The organism is Sphingobacterium chuzhouense, from assembly GCF_014692525.1.
Taxonomy (GTDB): Bacteria; Bacteroidota; Bacteroidia; order Sphingobacteriales; family Sphingobacteriaceae; genus Sphingobacterium; species Sphingobacterium chuzhouense.
The window spans coordinates 497695-519807 of record NZ_JACNYL010000003.1 but is presented as its reverse complement, the minus strand read 5'-3'; the positions used below and the strand labels follow the sequence as shown (position 1 = coordinate 519807).

Here is a 22113-nt window from a genome sequence, read left to right as displayed (position 1 = left end):
CTGTAAAATGCAGTCTCTTTAGTATCTTTTTATTACTTTTGAAAGAAGAGAGAATTATCTAACAGAATAAGATAGCAATTACCCAAAATGAATGCACTAGGAAAGAAAATTCGTCTGTTAAGACATCAAAAAGGCTGGAGTCAAGAAGACGTGGCAAAACGTTTAGACATTTCAATCCCAGCCTTTTCGAAGATTGAAACGGGGATTACCGATGTGAACTTATCCAGATTGAACCAGATTTCTAAACTATTTGGTATGTCATTGGTTCAGTTATTGTCTACATCCGATTCGGAAGAAGAAAGACAAGTACAAGACGAAATTGATGAGCTGAATAATAAATTACAAGCTCGGGAAGTTGAGGTGATAGAATTACAAAAGAAAGTGATCGAGCTCTACGAACAGCTTCATAAAAAATAATTTAGTATTTGAATCAAAAAAAGAGAGCATAGACCTATGCTCTCTTTTTTTGATTCATAATTTCTTAATATGCTATTAATATATAAACCCTAGCTTTGTTCATATTGTAATATTTTGTTATCATTGTGTGAATGACCATAGATAAACTATATGTTTTAAACGAAGAAAAAACACTGCTGCACGAGTTGCAGAAAGGGGATGAATCGGCGTTTCGGCAGATTTACAATCAATATTATGGTGTTCTATATCTACATGCTTATAACAAATTACGAGATCGGGAAACAGCAAAAGACATTGTGCATGATCTTTTTGCAGGTATATGGCAGAAGAGAGAATCATTGACGATTACTGGGAAGTTATCGTCTTATTTATATGCTAGTGTACGGAATAGAATCTTGGATTATATTTCGAAAGAACAATCGAAGGCTAATTATCTGGAATCTTTAACCCAGAGAATGGAGAGCCAATATGAAGCCACAGATCATCGTGTACGGGAAAAAATGCTCGAGGAACAGATTGAAAATGTACTTTTGCAACTTCCGCCCCGGATACGTGAAATTTTTGAATTGAGCCGCAAACAATACCTCAGTCATAAAGAAATCTCCCAAAGACTTAATCTTTCGGAGCAGAGTGTACGTAGCTATATCAAAGATGCATTGCGCGCCTTACGCATGAAACTGGGATCATTTCCGTGGATACTGTTCCTCATATATTGCAAGTTTCTTTAAAATCGACACCCCCCTCGATGCTTTTCATCCGTCTTATACAGTAAATAACGAAAAGTATCATGGCTGACCAACATCATATAAAAGTAAGAACTCTTTTGAGGAAGTATCTGGAAGGAAATTGTACCGAAGAAGAAAAAGCTTGGGTTGAAGATTGGTATTTGTCAATTGATAATAGTGTGAACGAGTTGACAAGCAAAGAAGTGAAGGAAGATTTGTATGCGCTACAAAATCGTTTATTAACTATACCTAAACAAAAAACAGCTTTCAAAACATACATTCGTGCCGTCGCAGCTATAGTTTTCGTGGTGCTGATAGCTGGTTTGATCTTATGGAGTAAAAAGATATCGGAAGAACAGTTACTAAACACGCCAGTCGTTGCTGTCGAACAGGACTTCATGCCTGGGACAAACCGTGCAACCCTATCTTTTGACGACCAAGATGAAATTGAATTAAATAGTCATCAGGAAGGGCTTATTAATGATGGGAATGCGATTGTCTATGCTGATGGCACGCCGCTAAAAGAAGTAGAAAAAGTACAAATGGCGACATTGCGCACACCCGTCGCTGGTCAGTATCAAATAACGTTACCAGATGGAACGAAGGCTTGGCTTAATGCGTTCTCATCCATTCGATATCCCACTGTGTTCACAGGTGCTGAACGTCAGATAGAGACTTCAGGGGAAGTATATCTGGAAGTTGTTCACGATGCTCAGAAACCATTTATCGTTTTAAGTGGTGAACAACGTATAGAGGTGCTGGGTACAAGCTTTAATATTGATGCCTATGGCGATAGAGGGCAGACTTTAACGACTTTAGTGGAAGGAACTATTCGATTGCAGCACAACAAATTTGGAAATCAAGTAGAACTTCATACGGGGCAACAAGCAGTAGTGAGGGATAATAAGGCTATAGAGGTGAAAAGAGTGGATACAGAAGAAATATCATCCTGGAAAGATGGATTGTATATTGTGAATGATGAGCCGTTGGAACTGTACGCTCGAAAGATCGAACGCTGGTATGATGTTGAAGTGAATATGAAGCCTCATGGCAAGAAACGTTTGTCCGCTATTATTCCGAGAGACGCCAAGTTATCGGAAGTATTGCAGGCTATCGAACTGAAAACAGGTGTCAAATTTATAATAGAAGGAAGGAGGGTAACGGCAAAGAAATAAGAGTAATGTATGCAGTTATCCGCAAAGGACTGTTGAGATGCTCGTAACATCCCAACAGTTAAATATGTCGGATAACTTTAGAAATAGTGTTAGCTAACAAAGTTATGTACCAACAATACAAACTTAATGATTATCTCGAATGGAAACAACATGCTTTGGAGTGCCGTTTGTTTATTAAGGAAGTATTGTTCATGAATAAAAAATGAACATCATTAAACATCGAAATCAATTCAAATATCGAATACCGTCACATGTTTATTTAGCTATGAAACTGACTGTCGTTATATTTTTTGCCTCTATGATGGTTTCCTTGGGGAATGTGCATGGACAGCGTGTGAGTCTCGACCATCAAAAGGCTCAATTAAAGAGAGTACTGGTCGATATCAGTAAACAATCCGGTTATACTTTTATCTATGATGAAAAAGATTTATCGGCTTTGACTCCCGTTTCAATAACGATTAAAGAGTTAAACGTATCGGAAGCTTTGAATATACTTTTGCGTGGAAAGCCTTTGGAATATCATATCAAGGGGAAGTCTATTGCGATAAAACGTATTCCACAGGACAGAAAAACTGTTCTGCAAACAGAACGGGCATCAATACTGCAGGAACAAAAAGTTAGTGGGCGTGTGACTAACGAAAATGGTGAACCTCTTTCTGGTGTTAGTATAACGGTGAAAGGCACCAGTATAGGGACGACCACCACTACCAACGGGACTTATACGATTGAGATCCCTAATGGACAGCGTGTCCTGGTATTCAATTATATGGGGTTCGCTTCACAGGAAATTCCAGTAAATGGAAAAAGAGAAATTGCGGTCACGTTGAAAGAACAACTCTCTGATTTAGACGAGGTCGTGGTTGTGGGTTATGGTACGCAGCGTCGGAGTGATTTAACAGGTTCGGTCGCGGTAGTCAAAATGGAGGATAAAGAAAGACAGACAATTACGCATGCTTCGCAGGCTTTGTATGGTACAAGTGGTGTCTGGATAAATCAAGCGGGGGCTAAACCCGGAGGCGATGCGACAACTATACGTATCCGTGGGGTAAATACGTTAAGTAATGCTAATCCATTGGTACTCTTAGACGGAATTGAGTACAACATGAGTGAGATAGATCCCGCGGACATCGAGAGCATTACGGTACTAAAGGATGCATCGGCCGCCATCTACGGTTCCAGAGCGTCCAATGGCGTTGTTTTAATTACGTCCAAAAAAGGGAAAGCAGGAAAAACGAAAGTAGATATTCGCAGTCACGGAGGAATGCAGCAGGCCAGTTTCTTACCCGACGTTGTGGATGATCCCATTCTATATATGCAAATGCGAAATAGGGCGGAAGTAAATTCCGGAAAAACAGCGATTAGCTATACTCAGGAACAAATTGATGAATATAGGGCGGGCATGGCAGAGGACCCATCTATTTATCCGTCATCTAACTGGTTTGATATTACAATGGGCAACGGTTGGTTGCAACAACATAACGCTAGAATAACAGGCGGTAGCGAACAGTTTAATTTTACTGTGGGTGGAGGTTACATGTATCAGAAAGGAGTATTTAGAGATAACGATGATGCTAAACGCTATTCTTTTGACGTTAAAGTTTCGGCACAGGCCACTCCCAGATTGAAAATTAATGCCGGGATTATTGGAAACTTGCGTGAATATAATGAAGTCGGTTACGGCACAGGTACCGTGATGAATACGATCATGCGCGGTTTGCCGATTATGTCCGATTATCACCGTAACAATTATTATGGCTCTACGTGGTTGTATACACCGGGACGTAATAATATCGAGAACCCTCGGATGCAGGTGGAGCAGGGGTTTACCTATCGAGATTATCAGGAGACCTTAACCAATCTGAACCTAGAGTATAAGCTACCCTTCAATATTACCTACCATAATACAATGGGATATAGGCGGGTAGACCATTTTAGTAAAGACTTTTTGCCACAGATGTATACTGTAGATCCCAAAACGGGAGACGTTAGAAATTTCAATGCGTCGGCACCACGTGTGAAGGATTGGGATTCTTTATTGAAACAATTTACATTGTCACATCGGCTGGATTATGAACAACAATTTAGCGATCATAGGGTGCATGCCATGGTAGGGCAAGAATATCAAGTTAATGATGGGCGTAATTTCCAAGCTTATAATTGGGGATTCTATGATAATTCGCTCTATGAACTCAATGCCCTGTCAGACCAAACAAATGCTCAGGCAACAGGAACTTCTACACTCGATAAATTGGCATCCATATATTCACGTGTAAGTTACGATTATCAAGGTAAATATATGTTTGAGGGTAGTTTGCGATATGACGGCTCGTCTATGTTCGCATCGGGCAATCAATGGTCTTTTTTTCCATCTTTATCTGCTGGTTGGATGATCAGCAAGGAAAACTTCTTCAAGAGTAACAGCATCAATATGTTGAAGTTCAGAGGCTCTGTCGGAAAGCTAGGCAACCAAGCGGTAAGTCGATTTGCCTATAATAGTGTAGTGAACTTAAGCAATAGTTACAACTATAGCTTTGGAGGTAATATTGCTGGCGGTGCAGCCATCACCGCGTTGACAGATCGCAGTATACGATGGGAATCTACCCTTTCTTACAACGCTGGAGTCGATATGAGCGTGTTGGATCATAAATTGAATATTACAGCAGATTATTTTTATAAACGTACGTTCGATATTTTGCGAGCTATCTCTATCCCAAGTCAAGTTGGCGGTCTGACAGGGCCAACTGTAAACTTGGGAAAAGTGGATAACCGAGGATGGGAACTGGGTGCTAATTTCCAAGATAGTAAGGGACATTTTCACTATAGTGTAAATGGCTCCGTTAGTTATGTCAAAAACAAAGTCGTGGACATTGATGGGCAACAGGTAATTTCAGGTCGACATATCATTAAAGAAGGATATTCTATCAATTCCTATTTTCTATACGACGCAATAGGTTACTATCAAACACAGGAAGAAATCGATAACGCGCAAGCAGTATATGGCACACGTTCTAAGCTAAGACCTGGCTATATTAAGTATGCTAATCATAATGGCGACAACTATATTGATGATGAGGATAAAATTGTCACCGGCAGTACGATCCCAGATTACACGTATGGTTTTGGTGCGAGATTCGGTTATAAAAACGTTTCGTTGGAAGCACAGTTTCAAGGTGTTGCCAACGTCGATGTTTATCCTACCGGAAACGTGGCTTTTCCGTTTAATAACGGTGCGGGCGTAACTTATGATTGGGCACGTGAATCTTGGACGCCAAGTAACCCTAACTCGACGTTGCCGTTGTTAACAACCTATACGGATGCCAACGAGAACTTTATCAACTCAACCTTTTGGTTGCGGGACGCTTCTTATTTAAGAATGAAAAATATTTCTTTAACCTTTAACCTACCTGATGAATGGCTAAAAAGATGGGGTGGAAGTAAATTGGCGGTTTATTTAAGTGGTCAGAATTTATGGACAATCAGCAACTTTAAGATGTGGGATCCTGAGATGACTATCACCCGAGGAGATTTGTATGAATATCCTAATTTGAAAAGCTATAGTGTGGGTTTGAATTTAACTTTTTAATGAAACAACGATGAAGAAGATAATTTTATATTCACTTATAGCAGCCATATTATCTACCTCGTGTAATTTGACGGTAGTGCCTACAGATCGATACGACCAAGAAAATTTCTGGTTGGGAGAGAAAACGGCCAGAGCTGGCCTAACAGGTTGCTATGCCGTACTTAGTGAAGCATCTTTATACGGTAACGCATCTATTTTGTGGGAAGAATCCGCTTCTCCCAATGCATATAATTATGATAACCGCATGGGATGGAATGCCATTTCTCTGGGGACACATACGACTGATTTATCTATTATCAATAGTAGATGGACTGCTGCATACAGGGGAATCGGTAGATGCAACGCATTACTGGATAATATCGACAAGAATACATTGCTTTCCAGTAATGAAATAGCACAGATGAAAGCAGAAGCTAGGTTCTTGAGAGCATTGTACTATCAAATACTGGTTACCTATTATAAAGATGTACCCTTGATACTTTCTGAACCGCAATTGGAACAAAATAACCTGCCGCGTATAGCACACGAAGAAGTAGTCGAATTTATTATAAAAGAACTAGATGAAGTTGCAACATTACTACCGACACGCTATAGCAACAGAAATGATTTTGGTCGTCCTACTCGAGGTGCTGCACTTGCACTAAAAGCTCGCCTTCTGCTTTTTGAAGCATCCCCATTACTCAATCCGGAAGGTGTCGAGAACAAATGGCAAGCTGCCGCGGCGGCTGCGAAGGACGTTATAGATTTAGGTGTTTACAGTTTGCACGGCAATTATCGCAGTCTATTTTCTGCATCGGCAGAAAACGGCGTCGAAAGTATATTCGATGTGCAATATATTAACGAACCTAATATGGGAAGTAGTTTTGATATCACATTGAGACAGTTCAATAATGCTGCACCGATAAAGGATTTAATCGATAGCTATTGGATGATAGATGGTCGGCCTCGTAATAATTCGATCTATGCTGGATCGCCTGTTTATGAAAATATGGATCCTCGTTTTAAAATGACGATCGTCTATCCGGGTGCTACTTTTATGGGAGAGATTGTAAGAGCAGATGGTAATAACACACTCTTCAAGACACCCCAAACGGGATTTACGTTCAAGAAATATAGTATTTATGATGAGGCACCTGTATCCACCGCCCAAGCGCAGATCGGTGATAATATGTCCGAAATCAACTATATGATTTTACGTTATGCCGATGTATTATTGATGTATGCGGAAGCTAAAAATGAATTGGGGGAGTTAACAGAGGATATCTGGAATAATACAATACGTGAAATACGAAGACGTGCAGGCTTTTCGGCTGCTTCCGCGTTAGGTTACCCAAGTAACGATATCGGTGTCTTACGCGAACATATCCGCTATGAAAGACGTATCGAGTTCGCCGGAGAAGGGTATTATTACAACGATATTCGTCGTTGGAAGACCGCAGAAGCAGTGATGTTAGGTTCCATACAGAAACATGATGGTACAAACATTATCTCTCGTACGTTTGATGCCGGAAGAGACTATTGGTGGCCGGTTTCGACCACACAAATGGAACTGAACCCTAATCTTAGACCTAATAACCCTGGATGGGGCGAATAAATATGTAAGTATCATGAACATGAAAAATATAGTAAATAAAGGCTTTTTAATCGTATTATCACTGTTGTTAATATCCTGTAAAGGAGAAGAACTTCCGCTTTTGGATTTTTCTGATCCATTTGGGGATAGTGCAGATAACGAACACCCCGTACCTAACTTGGAGGACAGTGAACGTCCTATATTGATCAGTGAACAATCGGAAAGTCAAGCGTTAATTGTCGATTCGTTAAGTAAAGGAATCATGTGGCAATGGAAAGCTTACGAACATCTAAATAGTAGTCAAGCAGCTTGGTTTAGGGACATAGACGAGGCAAAAGCGGTATACAACCAAGAGTATATCTTACTTACGGCTTCAAGTGGTGGAGCTGCGTTGATACGTATATCGGACAAAAAAATAATGTTTTACACCAACGCAAAAGGCAGTCCCCATTCTGCGGAAGTCTTGCCGGACGGCAACATAGTCGTTGCCTGTAGTACCACCGGAACACCAGATGGAGATGCTCTGAAATTATATCGGGTTGACTCTGCAAATCCATATGTGGATAAGGAAATTAAACGATATAATCTAACGTTTGGACATAATGTGGTATGGGACAAAGAAAGAGAGATCCTATGGGCAACGGACGATCAAAATCTGTACACGTACACTTATAACAATACTGATCCAGAGAATCCGGAACTAATTGTCAACTCCGAGTTTTACCCATTACCAGATGTTTCTCCCCACGATCTATCTCCTGTATATGGACAAAATAAGTTATATCTCACCACTGCAAGCCATATTTTTATCTTTGATATAGCATCTAAGACCTTTGAGCGTCACCCTTATTCAAAGCGCAATGTTAAATCCGTATCGGATGGTCCCGCAGATTTTGGTACGCTGATTATCGAGCCCAATAATTCGTATTGGACTAATCGGGTAACGAATGTGGTGGGCAGCAGTGTTTTCTTCAAGGATGGCTATAGGATGTATAAAGCACGTTGGTTTATAGACAATCCATTTAGTTATCCAAATGATCACCCCTATAGACAAAGCAAATAATGATGAATACCAAAAAAATATTTTTAGGAATTATGGGCATAACTGTCTTATTGATCAGTTTGTCCTGTGAAAAAGATGAAGTTACGGATGTATTACAACCAGATTTCATCCAGACATCGCTTCCTTCCTCTATGTCCATTGACGGAGGTGTGGAATTTGATTTATTTGTTCCGGACGATGAACCGGGGGTTACGTACGACTGGACTTTACCGGATTTATTGATCATAAAAGCAGGAGAAGGTACAAGTCGTATCACGGTTGTTGGCCATGAGGAGGGAGGAAATATTCCTGTGAAACGTATCGGTGTTACGGCTGAACGTACAGGAAAGAGAAGCTATACACGTTGGCTATACAAAGAAATAGCTATCCTTACGCCTCCGCCCACCTTACCGAATTACAGAACAAAACGTTATGGTGCCAAAACATGGATGATAGAAAATTTGAATGAAGCTGGAGAGGAGGGTAATCTAGGTGTTATTTATAACAATGATCCGCAAAAGGGAGCGCTATACGGTCGCAATTACACTTGGCATGAAGCGATGACTGGCATCCCAAATGCTACAGCAGCACAAAATCCATATACATGGGGTAGTAGTGGGGTAGATGATGCAGGTAATCCTTATGTAATAGATGGAACTTATGCTAATTCGTACAATATACAAATACGTGGAGCTTGCCCGGAAGGTTGGCACATTCCAAATATGAACGACTGGTATGATTTAATGGTGGCTATCAAACAGGAATATGGTATTGCCGGTAATACTATTGCCGACGTAGCAAATACCAAGGAGGGGTACATTATCGCTTGGGGCAGAGAAACGGGCGTAGTGAATGCAATGAATCTTACCAATTGGGGAATTGTCGGGCCTTATCTAAAGGGAAGTGCCCCTACGAGCGCAGGCGGTTTGTGGCAGGGAGGTACGACATTTAGTTACGGAGGGAACGCCGTATTTCCTAGTGGTGCTTATCCATTATATAAAGATAAGAGTAGTGAAATTGAGTTTAATATCTTGCCGAGTGGTAGAAGAACTGCGGCGGGTGTCTTTAACGATGAAGGTTTGTACTCGTACCACTGGGTAGCTTATAGAGGTATAGCTAATCCCAATAACCCGTTGCGACTAACGGTCGGTTCGGGCAATGCGAACTTTTCCAATGGGCTCGCTAATCCGTTGGATGCACATTGCTTACGCTGCGTAGCAAATTATTAAACATAAAATAAAAAAGCAGGGTTTATAAAACCCTGCTTTTTTAATCTCTCTCACCAACTTTACGTGATCATGTATTAAAAATCATCGTCGTCATCGTCGAAATCATCGAACTCTCCGATAGAATCAATCTCATCTAATTCGAAATCGTCATCATAGACATCATCCGCATCATCCTCCGGACCGTTAAAGTTGATAATTTCTTCAACCAAAACCTCTTTTTCTGCCGCTGCCATCATAGTCTTGTCGTGTTAATAAATGATAAATCTACTGTTTGTTACCGACCGTAAAAATAATCAAGAATCTTCTAACTTGAAATTTTTTTTGTTTTTTTATCGCTTGTCAGCCAGCAAGTTAAAATGCGTGCAAGCTATTTTGCAGCTTTTCCTATACTATTATCCTCTGTGATAATGTCTTTTAGCTGGGGTAAGTCTTTAACCGACTTAATACCGAAGTGCTGCATAAATTGCCCGCTGGTCGCATATAAGAGAGGTTTACCGATGGTTTCCGCTTTCCCGGCAATTTCGATTAGATTTTTTTCCAGCAGCCGTTGAATAGAATAATCACAGTTCACGCCTCGAATTTGTTCTACTTCCAATTTGGTGATAGGTTGTCGATAGGCGATGATGGACAATGTTTCCAAAGCAGCTTGGCTAAGTTTCTTTTTGTCCTTATGTGCTTGAAGTTGATTGACAACTTCGTGGTACTTTTCTTTAGTTAAAAACTGGTAATGTTTGTTGAAAACTTTAAGACTGAAGATATGCTCTTCGTCGTCGTATTTTTCCTCTATCTTCTTTAACAGGTCTAATACCTCTTGTTTATTGATATCAATGGCTAATGCATCTTTGAGTACCTGTTTTAGGTCATTGGCATTGACGCCCTCTTCGGATGCAAAAATAATAGCCTCTATATTTAGCAATATATCCTTCACGGCGATATACTTTAGTAGTTAATGACTTGTTCTTCCATCTGCGGCAGCTCTCTGAATTCATATTTTTGGGTACGTAATTGTGGTTCGAACCCAGCTTCTAGGATAGCTTCCTGTATAGACGTGGAAGTGAATCTATGTGGTGCACCTGCAGCGGAAACTACATTTTCCTCTATCATAATAGAGCCGAAATCATTGGCTCCCGCATGTAAACAAAGTTGTGCAGTTTTCTTCCCCACAGTAAGCCACGAGGCTTGTATGTTCTTAATATTAGGTAACATGATACGGCTCAATGCAATCATTCGGATATATTCTTCGCTACTTACATTATTGGTGATGCCCCGTAAGCGCTTTAGCAACGTGCCGTCATCTTGAAAAGGCCACGGTATAAATGCAATGAACCCGTAAGCATCGACAGGCTTTTCGTGTTGAACTTCGCGAATCCATACCAGATGTTCAAAACGCTCTTCTATCGTTTCAATATGACCAAACATCATAGTAGCCGATGTAGGCAAATTGATTTGATGGGCCGCACGCATTACATCCAGCCACTCCTGTCCGCCACATTTACCTTTTGAAATTAACCGGCGCACCCGGTCGTTCAGTATTTCGGCTCCCGCACCAGGAAGCGAATCCAATCCTGATTCTTTCAATGCACGAAGTACTTCAATATGGGGAAGTCCTTCTAGTTTTGCGACGTGGGCAACTTCAGGTGGTCCGAGTGAATGTAGTTTGAGGGTAGGGTAGAGGTCTTTAAGTTGCTTGAATAAGGTCGTGTAAAACTCAAGGCCTAAATCAGGATGATGACCACCCTGTAAAAGCAATTGGTCACCTCCATATCGAAATGTTTCTTCGATTTTCTGTTTATATGTTCCAATGTCGGTAATATAGCTTTCTTCATGACCAGGACGGCGAAAGAAATTACAGAATTTACAGTTCGCAATACAAACATTGGTTGTATTGACATTGCGGTCTATTTGCCAAGTAACTTTGCCATGAGGAACTTGTATTTTCCTTAACGTATTGGCAACATAGGTCAAATCTGCTGTCGCAGCATGTTGGTATAGATAAATACCCTCGTCCTTAGATAGGAATTCGAAATTAAGTGCACGCTCAAGTAATTTGTCTACATTCATCATCAACAAAGATACATAGGATTTTTATTTTTTTAATGTAAGCTTTATGTAGCTAATGAACTATTATTCCAAAATTTTGTTATATTTAATTGAAAACATATAGTAAACTATCTTAAAAAACATTGATATTATGGAATTAACACATGTAGCAGATAGCGGCAGATGGCTTGCTCTAAATGATGAAGTACAGATTGGTGAATTAATTTATCAAGTAGAGGATAATGTAATGACGATCTCACACGCGGAGGTTGAACCTTTTTACCGCGGTAATAAAATTGCAGAAGAACTTGTTTTGGCGGCTATTCGTCAGGCACGGGAAAACGAATGGAAAGTAGTTCCCGCATGTTCGTTTGCAAAAACAGTATTTGAACGATATCCGGACGAACAGGATGTCTTAGCATAATAATTCGTAACCGGTGAGTCGTAAATCGTGACTGGTTACGAACCACGAACAGCGAATCATGGATATCACAAAACAATCAGCAGTATAGCTGAAATAACAACCAGTGTCATAATAAGTATGCGAAATTCCTTCTCTGGAAGGATCTTGACAATTTTTATACCTACGAAGCCTCCTAAAAGAATGAAAGGGATAGCGAATAAGTTCAGATAAAAACCTGACCAAGTAAGGTTATGCCAAATAAACGCCTGTAACGGAATTTTGGTGAAATTTAAAAGCATAATAAACCAGGCGGAGGTAGCAGCGAAACTGATCTTGTTCAGTCGTTTCGAGAGCATATAAACAGAAAGAGCAGGGCCGGCGGCATTACCTATCATGGTAGAAAAACCGAGGATGAACCCGAAAATAGGCGAATACCATCGATTTTTTGTCAGCCTGTCTTGCGTCTGTTGGGAGGTCTTTTCCAACCAGATCATAATACCTACTCCCACAATGATACATGCACCAATCAGCAGTTTAAATAATTTATCGTTAATATAATTCCCGAGGAGTAAACCGACAACAAGTCCAAACAGTGCAGCGGGTAATAATTTCTTTATTTCTTTCCACAGAAATTCTTTTCTATAATAGATAACGGCAACCAAGTCTGCAATACAAAGGAGGATGAGTACGATGCCCGTAGAGTATTTTGCGCCAAATAGAAAGGCGAATAGAGGAACGGCCAACGTGCCGATATTCTGGATGCCTGTTTTTGACATACCTATTAGCACGGCACATACAAAATATAAGACCCATCCCCAAGAGGAGGAAATAAGTTGTAGTGCTTCGCCCATAAACTAGTGCTGTAATAAGTTCAATACGCGCGTTGCGTTTATTTCGCGATAATCATTGATGTATAAAGAACATGGAGGCAATTCCTCCCGGCTGTGGGAACTCAATACACCCACCACCTTCATTCCTGCATTTAATGCAGCGGTTACACCGGAAAAAGAATCTTCAAATACAACACAAGCATTTGGTGATACACCCAGTTTTTCAGCAGATTTTAGATAAACTTCGGGATGAGGTTTATGTTGGGAGACGTCTTCACTTGCCATTAACGAATCCATCTTGGCGTCGATCTGTAAGCTATCCAAAATCAATTTTAGATTTGCCAAAGGTGCTGAGGTCGCCACACCTGTTTTAAATCCCGCGGATTTTAAGTCGTCCAGAAATGGCAAATAATGAGGTAATGGAACGACTTCTTGTTGGTAGATTTCCCGGAAAAGAGATTCTTTTTCTTCTTCCAATTGTTGTAATTCTTTCCCTATAATCTCTCTTTTGAAGAAATGTGTCATAATATAGCTATTATGCTTTCCATACATATGTTCCTCAAACTCCTTTTCTGTATAAGGGATTTTATATTTATCAAAAAATTGTTCAAAAGCTTTAGCATGGTAGGGATTCGTATGACAGATGACCCCGTCCATGTCAAAAATAACTGCAAATGGATCCATGCGGCAAAGATACGGTTTTAAAGGCTAAAAAACTTCTTTTTGATAAGCTCGACATCTTCGGGATGGTCGACGGCGATGGTGTCAAATTCGGTCTCTGCTATTTTGATCTTATAACCATTTTCTAGCCACCGTAATTGCTCCAAACCTTCTGCTTTTTCGTAGGAAGACACAGGAAGTTTCGTAATCTCCTTTAGTACGTCGACTCGATAACCATAGATACCTATATGTTTAAAATAGGTATAGTTATTTATCCAGTCGTTCTGCTTCGCACCGCGTTGAAAGGGGATAGTATGTCGCGAAAAATACATGGCCTCTTTTTTGGAGTTGACCACCACTTTCGGCGTACTTTCATTAAACAGGTCATCGGGATTATCGATTTTCTTGATCAAGGTTCCTATTTCGGTGGCTGTATCTTGAAAAAGGTTACTTAACAGCTCAATTTGCAACGGACTTATAAAAGGTTCGTCGCCTTGAATATTAATAGCTACATCAAAACCGCTTATTTTCGAGACAACCTCAGCACAACGATCTGTTCCCGATTGGTGGGTTGAAGATGTCATGATCACATTTCCGGCAAATGAACGCACGTGCTCCTCAATTCTGGCGTCATCCGTAGCGACAATAACTTCCGAAAGACCAGCACAACCTTTCACCTGTTCGTAAACACGTTGTATCATGGATTTACCGCCAATATCAACTAATGGCTTTCCCGGAAAACGGGATGATTCATATCTTGCCGGGATAATTCCGATTGTTCTCATATCCAAAGTAAGTGATTACTTTGTTTACCTCAAAAAAATAATCAAAATTTATATTAACAAGAGATTAATCAACTTCTTAACCTTGTTATACCTTAACTTTACATAGCCACGAAGAATAGAAGCCTAGAAAACATGATTAAACTTTTTCCCAAAAAATATGTTTAAATGGTAATGACCATATCACAATTATTTAAGAAAATACTGCCTTTTACCAAGCCTTATAAGAACTTAATAGCTTATACGCTGTTATTGACGTTGGTTGGTTCTTTTGCAGCACAGGTAAATGCCTTTATACTAAAGTATACCGTAGATACGATTAGTGAGCTTCTGGTCGACAATCGACCACTTTCTCAAGGCTTTTATCTGCTAGGTGTTATTGCTGCTGTGTTATTAGGAAAAGAAGTTATATATGCAGCCGTGCAATTCGGGCAAAAATTTTATGGGGAGAAACTGAGGATTGAAATAGCCCGCGACTTTTCGCAGGCTATTATCGAAAAAATACTTACGTATCGAATGGCATTTTTTACCTCACCGGAAAATGAATCAGGTAAGTTGCAAACGCGTATTGATTCGGGGATAAGCAGCCTCACCAGATTAGTGCAAAACTTTTTTATCGATATTCTTCCGCTGTTCAGCAATGCAATCGTAGCGTTGATCTGTATGTTTCTCGCCAATTTTTATGTGGGACTGGTCGGTTTGCTACTTGTACCCGTATATTTCTACGTATCCCAATTACAGGCACGCAAGTTATCTGGTTTCCGAAGGAGCATGCGTAAGTATCGTGAAAACAAGAGCAACCAGATTATAAATCTGATCGAATCTATTCTTGTTATAAAATCATTTGGTAGGGAGAAAATTGAAGCCGAGCGGCATCGGAAAATCCAGTACGATATGACAGAAAACCAAATGGCGACACGCAAGACAAGCTATCTGTTTGAAAGTGTGAAGAGTTTTATTGAACAGATTGGCGTGGTGCTTGTCATTATACTAACTGCCTATTTTGTATTGAATGAGCAAATGAGTCTCGGTGCAATCATGTTCCATATTCTTCTTTTTAATAATGTTTCCGCACCTATTCGCCAGCTTCATCGGATTTATGATGAGGTCAATGATGCCCTAATCTATTCTGAAGGTTTCTTTAGTATTTTGGAAGAGGAAGAACAACGTGAACCAACAGGCAACTACCGTCCGCAAAAAATTAAAGGATTAATTGAAATAAGAAACGTGGATTTTCATTACCCTAATGGCCTACAGGCTTTAAAAGATGTAAGCATGGTGGTTCAACCTAATCAGAATACCGCGCTGGTCGGATTGTCTGGGGCAGGGAAAAGCACAGTCATCAATTTGTTGGATAAGTTCTACAGCCCGACTAGAGGACAGATCCTGTTGGACGGCGTAGATTTGGCAGACTATGACACGGCTTATTTGCGTGAGCATGTCGGCTTAGTGTTGCAGAAGAATCATATCTTTAAAGGAAGCATTGCGGAAAATATACGCTACGGAAAAACGGATGCGACTACGGATGAAATTATAGATGCAGCAAAAAAAGCATATATACACGAGCAGATTCTGGATTTACCCAATGGATATGATTCGGATGCTCATTTATTATCCGGCGGACAACAACAACGCATTGCCATTGCGCGTCTTTTTTTGAAAGATCCACCTATTATTTTCTTAGACGAACCCACAGCAAATCTAGACGCGATTGCTACGGAGCAGATAAAAAATAGTTTAGATGCAATTAAAACAGGTCGTACGGTGATTATCGTTTCGCACAGTATTTCGCAAATTATTGATGCCGAACATATTGTTGTGATGGAAAAAGGACAGATCGTAGAAGACGGTACACACGAAGAATTGTACCCCAACCACAGCGTGTACCACCGTATCTTTACTGCAATGGCAAATAGTCTGAATATCGCGAAAATTACGAAATCTATGCAGGAGCAATGATTTAGGTCTATTTTTTGCTGTAAAACAATGAAAAAGGTGACAACATAAGTATATCTTTAACGATATGTTTTATTCCGTATTACGATTGTTTATTCGCTTGGGATTAAAATGGTATGCTCCCGAACTGAAGGCCAAGAACTTGCAACTGGCTTTATATAACTATCCCACCATTGTTATAGCAAATCACCCTAACTCTTTTTTTGATGCCTTGGTGATTGCAGCGTATGCGCCGGTAAAAATTTGCTTTCTCGCAAGAGGAGATATTTTTAAACATCCGATAGCGAATGTAATTTTGCGATGGCTATATATGTTACCTGTCTATAAACGGAACGACGACGAAGACTTTGCGGTGAAGAATGATTTTACATTTGATGAGTGCATGCGACGATTGGCAGCAGGGCAGCATGTGCTGATATTTCCCGAAGGCAGATCCCGAAACCTCTGGGAATTGCAGCCTTTTATGAACGGTGGATTAACGTCGCTATTGGAACGCTCTTACAGGGCAGAGTTGCCGTTGCAAATTCAGACCTATATTTTAAATTATAATTCTTTCCGACATGTACCGAAAGCGATAGAATTGGAGGCATTACCGCCTTTGGATACGACCGAATATATAGCCGGGCATCAAGTACGAACAGCAGATATTATCCGAGATGTACGGCATAATCTCCGTGGAGCGCTGGTCGCTAGTCCTTTGGTTGACGGTCTTACTCAAGCCAAAAACAGCCGGTTTTGGCATATCCCGGCCAAAATAGGATATTACACGCAATTCTGGTTTTATCGTGTATGGCGGGATTACGTTAAAAAGAAAACTGAAGGCACTATATTCTATGATTCTTTACTCTTTTCAGTTTTATTGTTTTCGTATCCCATATTTGTTTTGTTATGTAGTGTTCTAATAGGAAAGTTTACAGGTTTTTGGATTGGTTTTTTTGTCTTTGCTTTTTTGCCTACAACGGCTTACGCCATGGTAAGATATCAACGAGCGGTAACAGAAACGGAGACGAATATTCCCAAGCGAAATTCATGGAATGAGACAACGGAACCGAACGAGAATATGGAAGATTCCGTTTAAAGAAAAGATAGGGAACTTTTGTATTTTTGTTGTTTAACCTAGCATTAAATGGAAGAGCTACAAACGTTGATGGTGATTATTTCCGCCATTGCGTTATTTATTTACGGGCTGCAAAGTTTCAGTAAGGAGATTGAACATTTTGGAGAGGAGAAACTTTCTAAGTGGATTGGAAAACTAACTAAATGGAAATTTGGAAGTTTTGCTTTGGGCGCCGTAGTTACGGGGATTATCCAATCGAGTACCTTTGTTTCATCGTTGACTGTTTCATTAGTGAATACGGGGATTATTACCTTTCGGGATAGTTTGCTTATCCTCTTGGGAACAAATATAGGTACAACAGCGACTGCTTGGATTGTGTCTTTTCAATCGTCTTTGTTAGGTCCTTTTTTCATCGTGTTGGGTACGCTGGTCAGCATGATTCCCGGGAAAGTCGCCGTTGCAGGAAAATCTATCTTTTATTTCGGATTTATTTTCTTTGCTTTAGCACTTATCGGGGATGCCATGCAACCGGTAAAGGATGATCCAGTATTAGTTGATATCCTGGCGAAAGCGAGCAGCCCTATAATGGGAATTTTTTACGGTATTGTTATTACGGTTATCGTACAATCCAGTTCGGTTGTAGTTGGATTGGTGATCGTTTTGATCAGCCAAGGAACAATCGATCTGTCTGCCGCTATTCCAATAGTTATCGGAGCCAATATTGGCACAACCTCCACGGCATTGATCATCAGTCTACGGTTTTCACCCATGTCTAGATTGGTGGCGTTATCGGCATCCTTGTTTAACGTTGTGGGCGTGTTGCTTATGTTTCCGTTTTTCGGAGTACTGGAAAATGTAGCAATATCTTTTTCTTCTATACCTGCATTGCAGGTAGCCATAGCCTTTACGATTTCGAATACCGTAACGTCACTGTTCTTCTATGTGTTTTTAAGTCCTACGATGGCCATTCTTCGAAACCACCGTTGGTATAAGGAAGCAACAATGGACTTGGAGTAGACAGATGTAGCTGCTTTAATACGAGTTGGCAACCTGAGCAATGAGCCTCGGCCAGTTTACTTTGCTTGTTTTCTCGCCTAATCGAACGATAATAAGATTTTTATGAGGATCAACAAAAATGTATTGCCCTAAAATACCCTGTGCGTAAAACTGCTCTGCGTTTTTTGTCAGCCACCATTGATACTGGTAGAAAGGGGCGCTATGTTCAGCCGTATCTAATTTAGTAGATGCTTTTACCCATTGTTCAGGAATGATTTGTGTGCCATCCCAATTCCCGTTGCGCAGATATAACCTTCCCAATTTAGCAAAATCTCTTGCGCGGGCATTTAGGCAACAGAACGTTTTTTCCAGGCCATCTTTTTTTCGATCGAGACTCCACGTGGCATCATATTCCATCCCTAGCGGTTTCCAAATCTTTTCTTCCAGATAAGAACTGATCGTTTGGGTTCTTAGAGCTCTTTCTAGTACGAGCCCGAGAAGTTGGGTTGTTCCACTGGTATAGTCAAATTTTTCACCAGGTGCGTCTTTTAGTTTCAGCTTATTAATTGCTTTTCGGAGGTTAGTGCCATAATAAAAAGTAGCTGCGTGTCCAAACGGATTTGTGTAGCTTTCGTTAAAATCCAGCCCCGATGTCATTTGTAGCAAATGTTTTATGGTGACAGTGCCAAACCCGTTCGGTTTTAATTCCGGAATGTAGTTGGTGACAGGCTCATTTACCGATTGGATTTTTCCTTCTTCAATGGCAATACCGATGAGCATAGATGTAATGGATTTTGCCATCGAGAAAGATGCTACGATGGATTCTTTAGCGTATTTGTTGAAATATCTTTCATATTGTATGCTGTCATCTTGTATAACCAAAAACGCAACTGTTTTGGTGCGATCCAAATAAGCATCAAAAGGTTCATTATTGTTATCGGTCTCGATATCTTCCGGCAGTTTTGGATGTCGCGCCTCGGGAAAGATGAAGGGTGAGGAAGAAGTTTCTATCGTTCGGTAGGGGAATATTTTATAATCAGTGATATTGGCGAAGTTATAGAACACGAATCTCCCTAGCTTGCACGATTGAAAAAAGACAACGCATAAAAGCAGAAAACATATGATTTTGGCAGTACTTTTCATAAAATCTATTCGAAGTTTATATATTAAGTCTTTTAATATACAAAAAAAGCGAAATTCTTGTATATCATAGTAGAATTTGATATCATTATGGAAGTTTATGATTAGTAAGGCAGGAGAGGAGGATATTTTTTTTGGTAAACAGCTACTACAATCAGGTATTCATGAACGTGATTTGCTATGGCCTATCCCATAAAAAAATATTAATCTTAAACCTAATTTGGAAAATAACCCCAGTTGGTAAACCATAAAACAGAAAACAAATGAACTATTCGAGAAGACAATTTTTACAATTAGCCGGCATGACGGCAGCTAGCGGAATCTTAGCCACAAACCAGGTCTTTGGTTCTGAGAGGATTTGGAAAAATAATAGCAATACCCTTAAAATTGGACTCGTTGGCTGTGGCGGACGAGGAACGGCGGCGGCAGTAGAAGCCTTATTAGCAGACCCTAACGTCATTCTAACGGCAATGGCCGATGCTTTCGATGATCACCTAGAGAAATCCTACCGTACGCTTCAAGAAAAAATGGGGGATAAGGTACAAGTTTCCCAAGACCATAAATATGTCGGTCTAGATGCATATCAGAAACTCATTAACGCTGATGTTGACGTTGTTCTATTGGCTGCTCCCCCTGCTTTTCGTCCGGCGCATCTGGAAGCAGCAGTGAACGCGGGAAAGCATATCTTCTGTGAAAAGCCTTTTGCTGTAGATGGCCCTGGACTTAGGAGCGTCATCGCTAGTGCACAAAAAGCCAAGGAAAAAAAGCTTGCTTTGGTGTCTGGTTTTTGTTGGCGATATCATTTACCAAAGCGTGAAACCTTTGGAAAAGTTCTTGACGGACAAATCGGGAATATCTTAATGGCTGAAAGCTCCTACAATACAGGAGAGTTATGGTATAAAGAGAGACAAAGTGGATGGAGTGACTTTGAATATCAACTTCGAAACTGGCTTTATTACAACTGGTTATCTGGAGATCATATTGTGGAACAGGCTATTCATAGCTTGGATATGATGCAGTGGGCTCTTGGTGATCAGCTTCCTGTCAAAGTCACTGGTAGCGGCGGAAGACAAAAAAGAACAGATCCCAAATTCGGGAATGTGTATGATCACTTTGCTGTCATATATGAATATGAAAATGGTATGAAGAGCTATTTTTCTTGTCGACAACAGAATGACACGGCTCCTTCTTATGCGGTTGAACTTATTGGTGATCAAGGAAAATGTCTGGTGGATTGTCGTACAGGAGAGCATATTATCAGTGGCAAGAATCCTTGGAAATATGACGATGAAACCAAGTTTACAGATGATAAAGCTTATGAAAAATCAGCTTCTAGAAGCATGTACCAACAAGAACACGATGAGCTTTTCGCCTCCATTCGAAACAATAAGCCTAAATATGACGGCGATTGGATGTTCAAATCCAACCAAGTGGCTCTTGCTGGTAGAATGGCTGGATACACTGGGCAAACGGTATCGGTTCAAGAAGTCCTCAATTCCGATATTGTATTATTTCCGAATAACCTTTCTTGGGATACCCAGTATAACATACCCATCGCTATCCCTGGCATTAACCCTGCAATTTAATACATGATGATTAGAAAAGATTTTATAACATCCTTATCATTCCTAGTTGGAGGTGCGGCACTGGCTCCTCTAGCTGGGTTGTCCAAAACGTTGCACCCTACCGAAGCCTTAAGGTTGAAAAAGGGGTTACAGTTTGGTATGATTAAAGAAGAACTCTCACTGGTCGACAAGTTTAAACTTGTAAAAGATCTAGGGTTTGACGGCATCGAACTCAATAGTCCGGTGCCATTTGAGATCAAGGAGCTTTTGCAGGCGAAAACACAATCTGGTATTGAAATTCCCAGTACGATTAACAAAGATCACTGGTCTAAGCCATTGTCTGATCCAGATCCTGCTGTCCGCCAATTTACTATCGATTCAGTAAAGAAATCCCTAGAAGAGACTAAAGAGCTCGGTGGGGATACCGTATTGGTAGTACCCGGCGTCGTCAATGAGAAGGTAAGTTACGAAAAGGCGTACAATAATGCGATAGATTCCGTTCGCAAACTCATTCCATACGTCGAAAAGACCGGAATTAAAATAGGTCTGGAAAATGTTTGGAACAATTTTATTCTAAGCCCTATCGAAGCACGTGATTTTGTTGACAAAATAGATCATCCACTTATAGGTTGGTATTTTGACATCGGTAATATTTTTCGATATGGGTGGGCAGAACATTGGATTGAAACACTCAACAAGCGAATTATCAAATTGCACATCAAAGAATTTAGCGTGGAGAAAATGAATAAAGAAGGTCTTTGGAAAGGGTTTGATGTTGAGCTAACAGAGGGAAGCATTAACTGGCCTGTAGTGATGAAAGCGGTAAAAGAGGTCAATTACAAAGGACAATGGTTAACTGCTGAAGTCGGTGGGGGTGATCGAGAACACTTGCAAAAAATTTCGAAGCAAATGGATAAGATACTGGAGTATTATTAATATA

At 40.3% G+C, this 22113-nt stretch carries 20 protein-coding genes; 13 read left to right on the top strand and 7 right to left on the bottom strand.

From position 1 onward, the window contains the following. Nucleotides 1-87 precede the first annotated feature (87 nt). From H8B21_RS14310 to H8B21_RS14280, 7 genes are all read left to right on the top strand, one after another. Nucleotides 88-417, top strand: a complete 330-nt coding sequence (locus H8B21_RS14310) for a helix-turn-helix domain-containing protein (protein WP_190314440.1) — start codon at nt 88-90, stop codon at nt 415-417. Between the two features lie 131 nt (nt 418-548). After that, nucleotides 549-1145 carry an RNA polymerase sigma factor gene (locus H8B21_RS14305; protein ID WP_190314439.1) on the top strand — a complete coding sequence of 199 codons (597 nt, stop codon included), beginning with the start codon at nt 549-551 and terminating at the stop codon, nt 1143-1145. Between the two features lie 59 nt (nt 1146-1204). Further along, complete coding sequence (locus H8B21_RS14300) at nt 1205-2317, top strand: FecR family protein (protein ID WP_190314438.1); 1113 nt, start codon at nt 1205-1207, stop codon at nt 2315-2317. Nucleotides 2318-2519: 202 nt separating this feature from the next. Further along, the gene (locus tag H8B21_RS14295; RefSeq protein ID WP_223815044.1) at nt 2520-5900 is read left to right on the top strand and encodes a TonB-dependent receptor; all 3381 of its coding nucleotides are present in this window, start codon (nt 2520-2522) and stop codon (nt 5898-5900) included. Between the two features lie 10 nt (nt 5901-5910). Continuing rightward, nucleotides 5911-7494, top strand: coding sequence for a RagB/SusD family nutrient uptake outer membrane protein (locus H8B21_RS14290; protein ID WP_190314437.1), 1584 nt, complete (start codon nt 5911-5913; stop codon nt 7492-7494). Nucleotides 7495-7513: 19 nt separating this feature from the next. Then, on the top strand, nt 7514-8536 hold the full coding sequence (locus H8B21_RS14285) for a DUF6528 family protein (protein ID WP_190314436.1): 1023 nt from the start codon (nt 7514-7516) through the stop codon (nt 8534-8536). Further along, the gene (locus H8B21_RS14280; RefSeq protein ID WP_190314435.1) at nt 8536-9744 is read left to right on the top strand and encodes an FISUMP domain-containing protein; all 1209 of its coding nucleotides are present in this window, start codon (nt 8536-8538) and stop codon (nt 9742-9744) included. Before H8B21_RS14285 ends, H8B21_RS14280 begins: the two co-directional genes overlap by 1 nt. Nucleotides 9745-9818: 74 nt before the next feature. Here H8B21_RS14280 and H8B21_RS14275 read toward each other — a convergent pair whose 3' ends face one another. From H8B21_RS14275 to H8B21_RS14265, 3 genes are all read right to left on the bottom strand, one after another. Continuing rightward, a complete protein-coding gene (locus H8B21_RS14275) occupies nt 9819-9980 on the bottom strand; it encodes a hypothetical protein (RefSeq protein ID WP_165293271.1) in 162 nt (53 codons plus the stop codon). Nucleotides 9981-10111: 131 nt separating this feature from the next. Further along, nucleotides 10112-10672: an SMC-Scp complex subunit ScpB gene (scpB, locus tag H8B21_RS14270; RefSeq protein ID WP_190314434.1), complete on the bottom strand. Its 561-nt coding sequence runs from the start codon at nt 10670-10672 to the stop codon at nt 10112-10114. 11 nt (nt 10673-10683) lie between these two features. Then, nucleotides 10684-11805, bottom strand: coding sequence for a CofH family radical SAM protein (locus H8B21_RS14265; protein ID WP_190314806.1), 1122 nt, complete (start codon nt 11803-11805; stop codon nt 10684-10686). 130 nt (nt 11806-11935) lie between these two features. On the opposite strand from H8B21_RS14265, the gene H8B21_RS14260 reads away from it, so the two are divergent. Beyond that, nucleotides 11936-12208: a GNAT family N-acetyltransferase gene (locus tag H8B21_RS14260; protein WP_190314433.1), complete on the top strand. Its 273-nt coding sequence runs from the start codon at nt 11936-11938 to the stop codon at nt 12206-12208. A gap of 65 nt (nt 12209-12273) precedes the next feature. Here the strand turns inward: H8B21_RS14260 and H8B21_RS14255 are convergent, their stop codons facing one another. From H8B21_RS14255 to kdsB, 3 genes are read right to left on the bottom strand one after another with little or no spacing between them, the layout of a single operon-like run. Continuing rightward, a complete protein-coding gene (locus tag H8B21_RS14255; protein ID WP_190314432.1) occupies nt 12274-13038 on the bottom strand; it encodes a sulfite exporter TauE/SafE family protein in 765 nt (254 codons plus the stop codon). A 3-nt stretch (nt 13039-13041) separates the two neighbouring features. Next, a complete protein-coding gene (locus H8B21_RS14250) occupies nt 13042-13701 on the bottom strand; it encodes an HAD family hydrolase (protein ID WP_190314431.1) in 660 nt (219 codons plus the stop codon). A gap of 17 nt (nt 13702-13718) precedes the next feature. Continuing rightward, a complete protein-coding gene (gene kdsB, locus H8B21_RS14245) occupies nt 13719-14462 on the bottom strand; it encodes a 3-deoxy-manno-octulosonate cytidylyltransferase (protein WP_190314430.1) in 744 nt (247 codons plus the stop codon). Nucleotides 14463-14627: 165 nt separating this feature from the next. On the opposite strand from kdsB, the gene H8B21_RS14240 reads away from it, so the two are divergent. The 3 genes from H8B21_RS14240 (at nt 14628) to H8B21_RS14230 (ending at nt 18489) form a co-directional block, all read left to right on the top strand. After that, a complete protein-coding gene (locus tag H8B21_RS14240) occupies nt 14628-16418 on the top strand; it encodes an ABC transporter ATP-binding protein (protein ID WP_223815043.1) in 1791 nt (596 codons plus the stop codon). Nucleotides 16419-16482: 64 nt separating this feature from the next. Beyond that, complete coding sequence (locus H8B21_RS14235; RefSeq protein ID WP_190314429.1) at nt 16483-17493, top strand: 1-acyl-sn-glycerol-3-phosphate acyltransferase; 1011 nt, start codon at nt 16483-16485, stop codon at nt 17491-17493. Nucleotides 17494-17541: 48 nt separating this feature from the next. Next, a complete protein-coding gene (locus tag H8B21_RS14230) occupies nt 17542-18489 on the top strand; it encodes a Na/Pi cotransporter family protein (RefSeq protein WP_190314428.1) in 948 nt (315 codons plus the stop codon). Between the two features lie 15 nt (nt 18490-18504). Here the strand turns inward: H8B21_RS14230 and H8B21_RS14225 are convergent, their stop codons facing one another. Beyond that, nucleotides 18505-19533 carry a serine hydrolase domain-containing protein gene (locus H8B21_RS14225; RefSeq protein WP_317170399.1) on the bottom strand — a complete coding sequence of 343 codons (1029 nt, stop codon included), beginning with the start codon at nt 19531-19533 and terminating at the stop codon, nt 18505-18507. Between the two features lie 338 nt (nt 19534-19871). On the opposite strand from H8B21_RS14225, the gene H8B21_RS14220 reads away from it, so the two are divergent. Together H8B21_RS14220 and H8B21_RS14215 are read left to right on the top strand one after the other, a co-directional pair. Next, nucleotides 19872-21194: a Gfo/Idh/MocA family protein gene (locus H8B21_RS14220; protein ID WP_190314426.1), complete on the top strand. Its 1323-nt coding sequence runs from the start codon at nt 19872-19874 to the stop codon at nt 21192-21194. A gap of 3 nt (nt 21195-21197) precedes the next feature. Next, on the top strand, nt 21198-22109 hold the full coding sequence (locus H8B21_RS14215) for a sugar phosphate isomerase/epimerase family protein (RefSeq protein ID WP_223815042.1): 912 nt from the start codon (nt 21198-21200) through the stop codon (nt 22107-22109). Nucleotides 22110-22113: the final 4 nt, after the last annotated feature.

Excerpts from the sequence above, each read along its gene's own strand:
- kdsB (WP_190314430.1), bottom strand. The coding sequence starts at position 14,462 with ATGAGAACAATCGGAATTATCCCGGCAAGATATGAATCATCCCGTTTT.
- H8B21_RS14250 (WP_190314431.1), bottom strand. The coding sequence starts at position 13,701 with ATGGATCCATTTGCAGTTATTTTTGACATGGACGGGGTCATCTGTCAT.
- H8B21_RS14215 (WP_223815042.1), top strand. The coding sequence starts at position 21,198 with ATGATGATTAGAAAAGATTTTATAACATCCTTATCATTCCTAGTTGGA.
- H8B21_RS14285 (WP_190314436.1), top strand. The coding sequence starts at position 7,514 with ATGAAAAATATAGTAAATAAAGGCTTTTTAATCGTATTATCACTGTTG.
- H8B21_RS14310 (WP_190314440.1), top strand. The coding sequence starts at position 88 with ATGAATGCACTAGGAAAGAAAATTCGTCTGTTAAGACATCAAAAAGGC.
- H8B21_RS14280 (WP_190314435.1), top strand. The coding sequence starts at position 8,536 with ATGATGAATACCAAAAAAATATTTTTAGGAATTATGGGCATAACTGTC.
- H8B21_RS14290 (WP_190314437.1), top strand. The coding sequence starts at position 5,911 with ATGAAGAAGATAATTTTATATTCACTTATAGCAGCCATATTATCTACC.
- H8B21_RS14255 (WP_190314432.1), bottom strand. The coding sequence starts at position 13,038 with ATGGGCGAAGCACTACAACTTATTTCCTCCTCTTGGGGATGGGTCTTA.
- H8B21_RS14265 (WP_190314806.1), bottom strand. The coding sequence starts at position 11,805 with ATGAATGTAGACAAATTACTTGAGCGTGCACTTAATTTCGAATTCCTA.
- H8B21_RS14300 (WP_190314438.1), top strand. The coding sequence starts at position 1,205 with ATGGCTGACCAACATCATATAAAAGTAAGAACTCTTTTGAGGAAGTAT.
- H8B21_RS14275 (WP_165293271.1), bottom strand. The coding sequence starts at position 9,980 with ATGATGGCAGCGGCAGAAAAAGAGGTTTTGGTTGAAGAAATTATCAAC.
- H8B21_RS14220 (WP_190314426.1), top strand. The coding sequence starts at position 19,872 with ATGAACTATTCGAGAAGACAATTTTTACAATTAGCCGGCATGACGGCA.
- H8B21_RS14305 (WP_190314439.1), top strand. The coding sequence starts at position 549 with ATGACCATAGATAAACTATATGTTTTAAACGAAGAAAAAACACTGCTG.
- H8B21_RS14260 (WP_190314433.1), top strand. The coding sequence starts at position 11,936 with ATGGAATTAACACATGTAGCAGATAGCGGCAGATGGCTTGCTCTAAAT.
- H8B21_RS14235 (WP_190314429.1), top strand. The coding sequence starts at position 16,483 with ATGTTTTATTCCGTATTACGATTGTTTATTCGCTTGGGATTAAAATGG.
- H8B21_RS14295 (WP_223815044.1), top strand. The coding sequence starts at position 2,520 with ATGAACATCATTAAACATCGAAATCAATTCAAATATCGAATACCGTCA.
- H8B21_RS14240 (WP_223815043.1), top strand. The coding sequence starts at position 14,628 with ATGGTAATGACCATATCACAATTATTTAAGAAAATACTGCCTTTTACC.
- H8B21_RS14230 (WP_190314428.1), top strand. The coding sequence starts at position 17,542 with ATGGAAGAGCTACAAACGTTGATGGTGATTATTTCCGCCATTGCGTTA.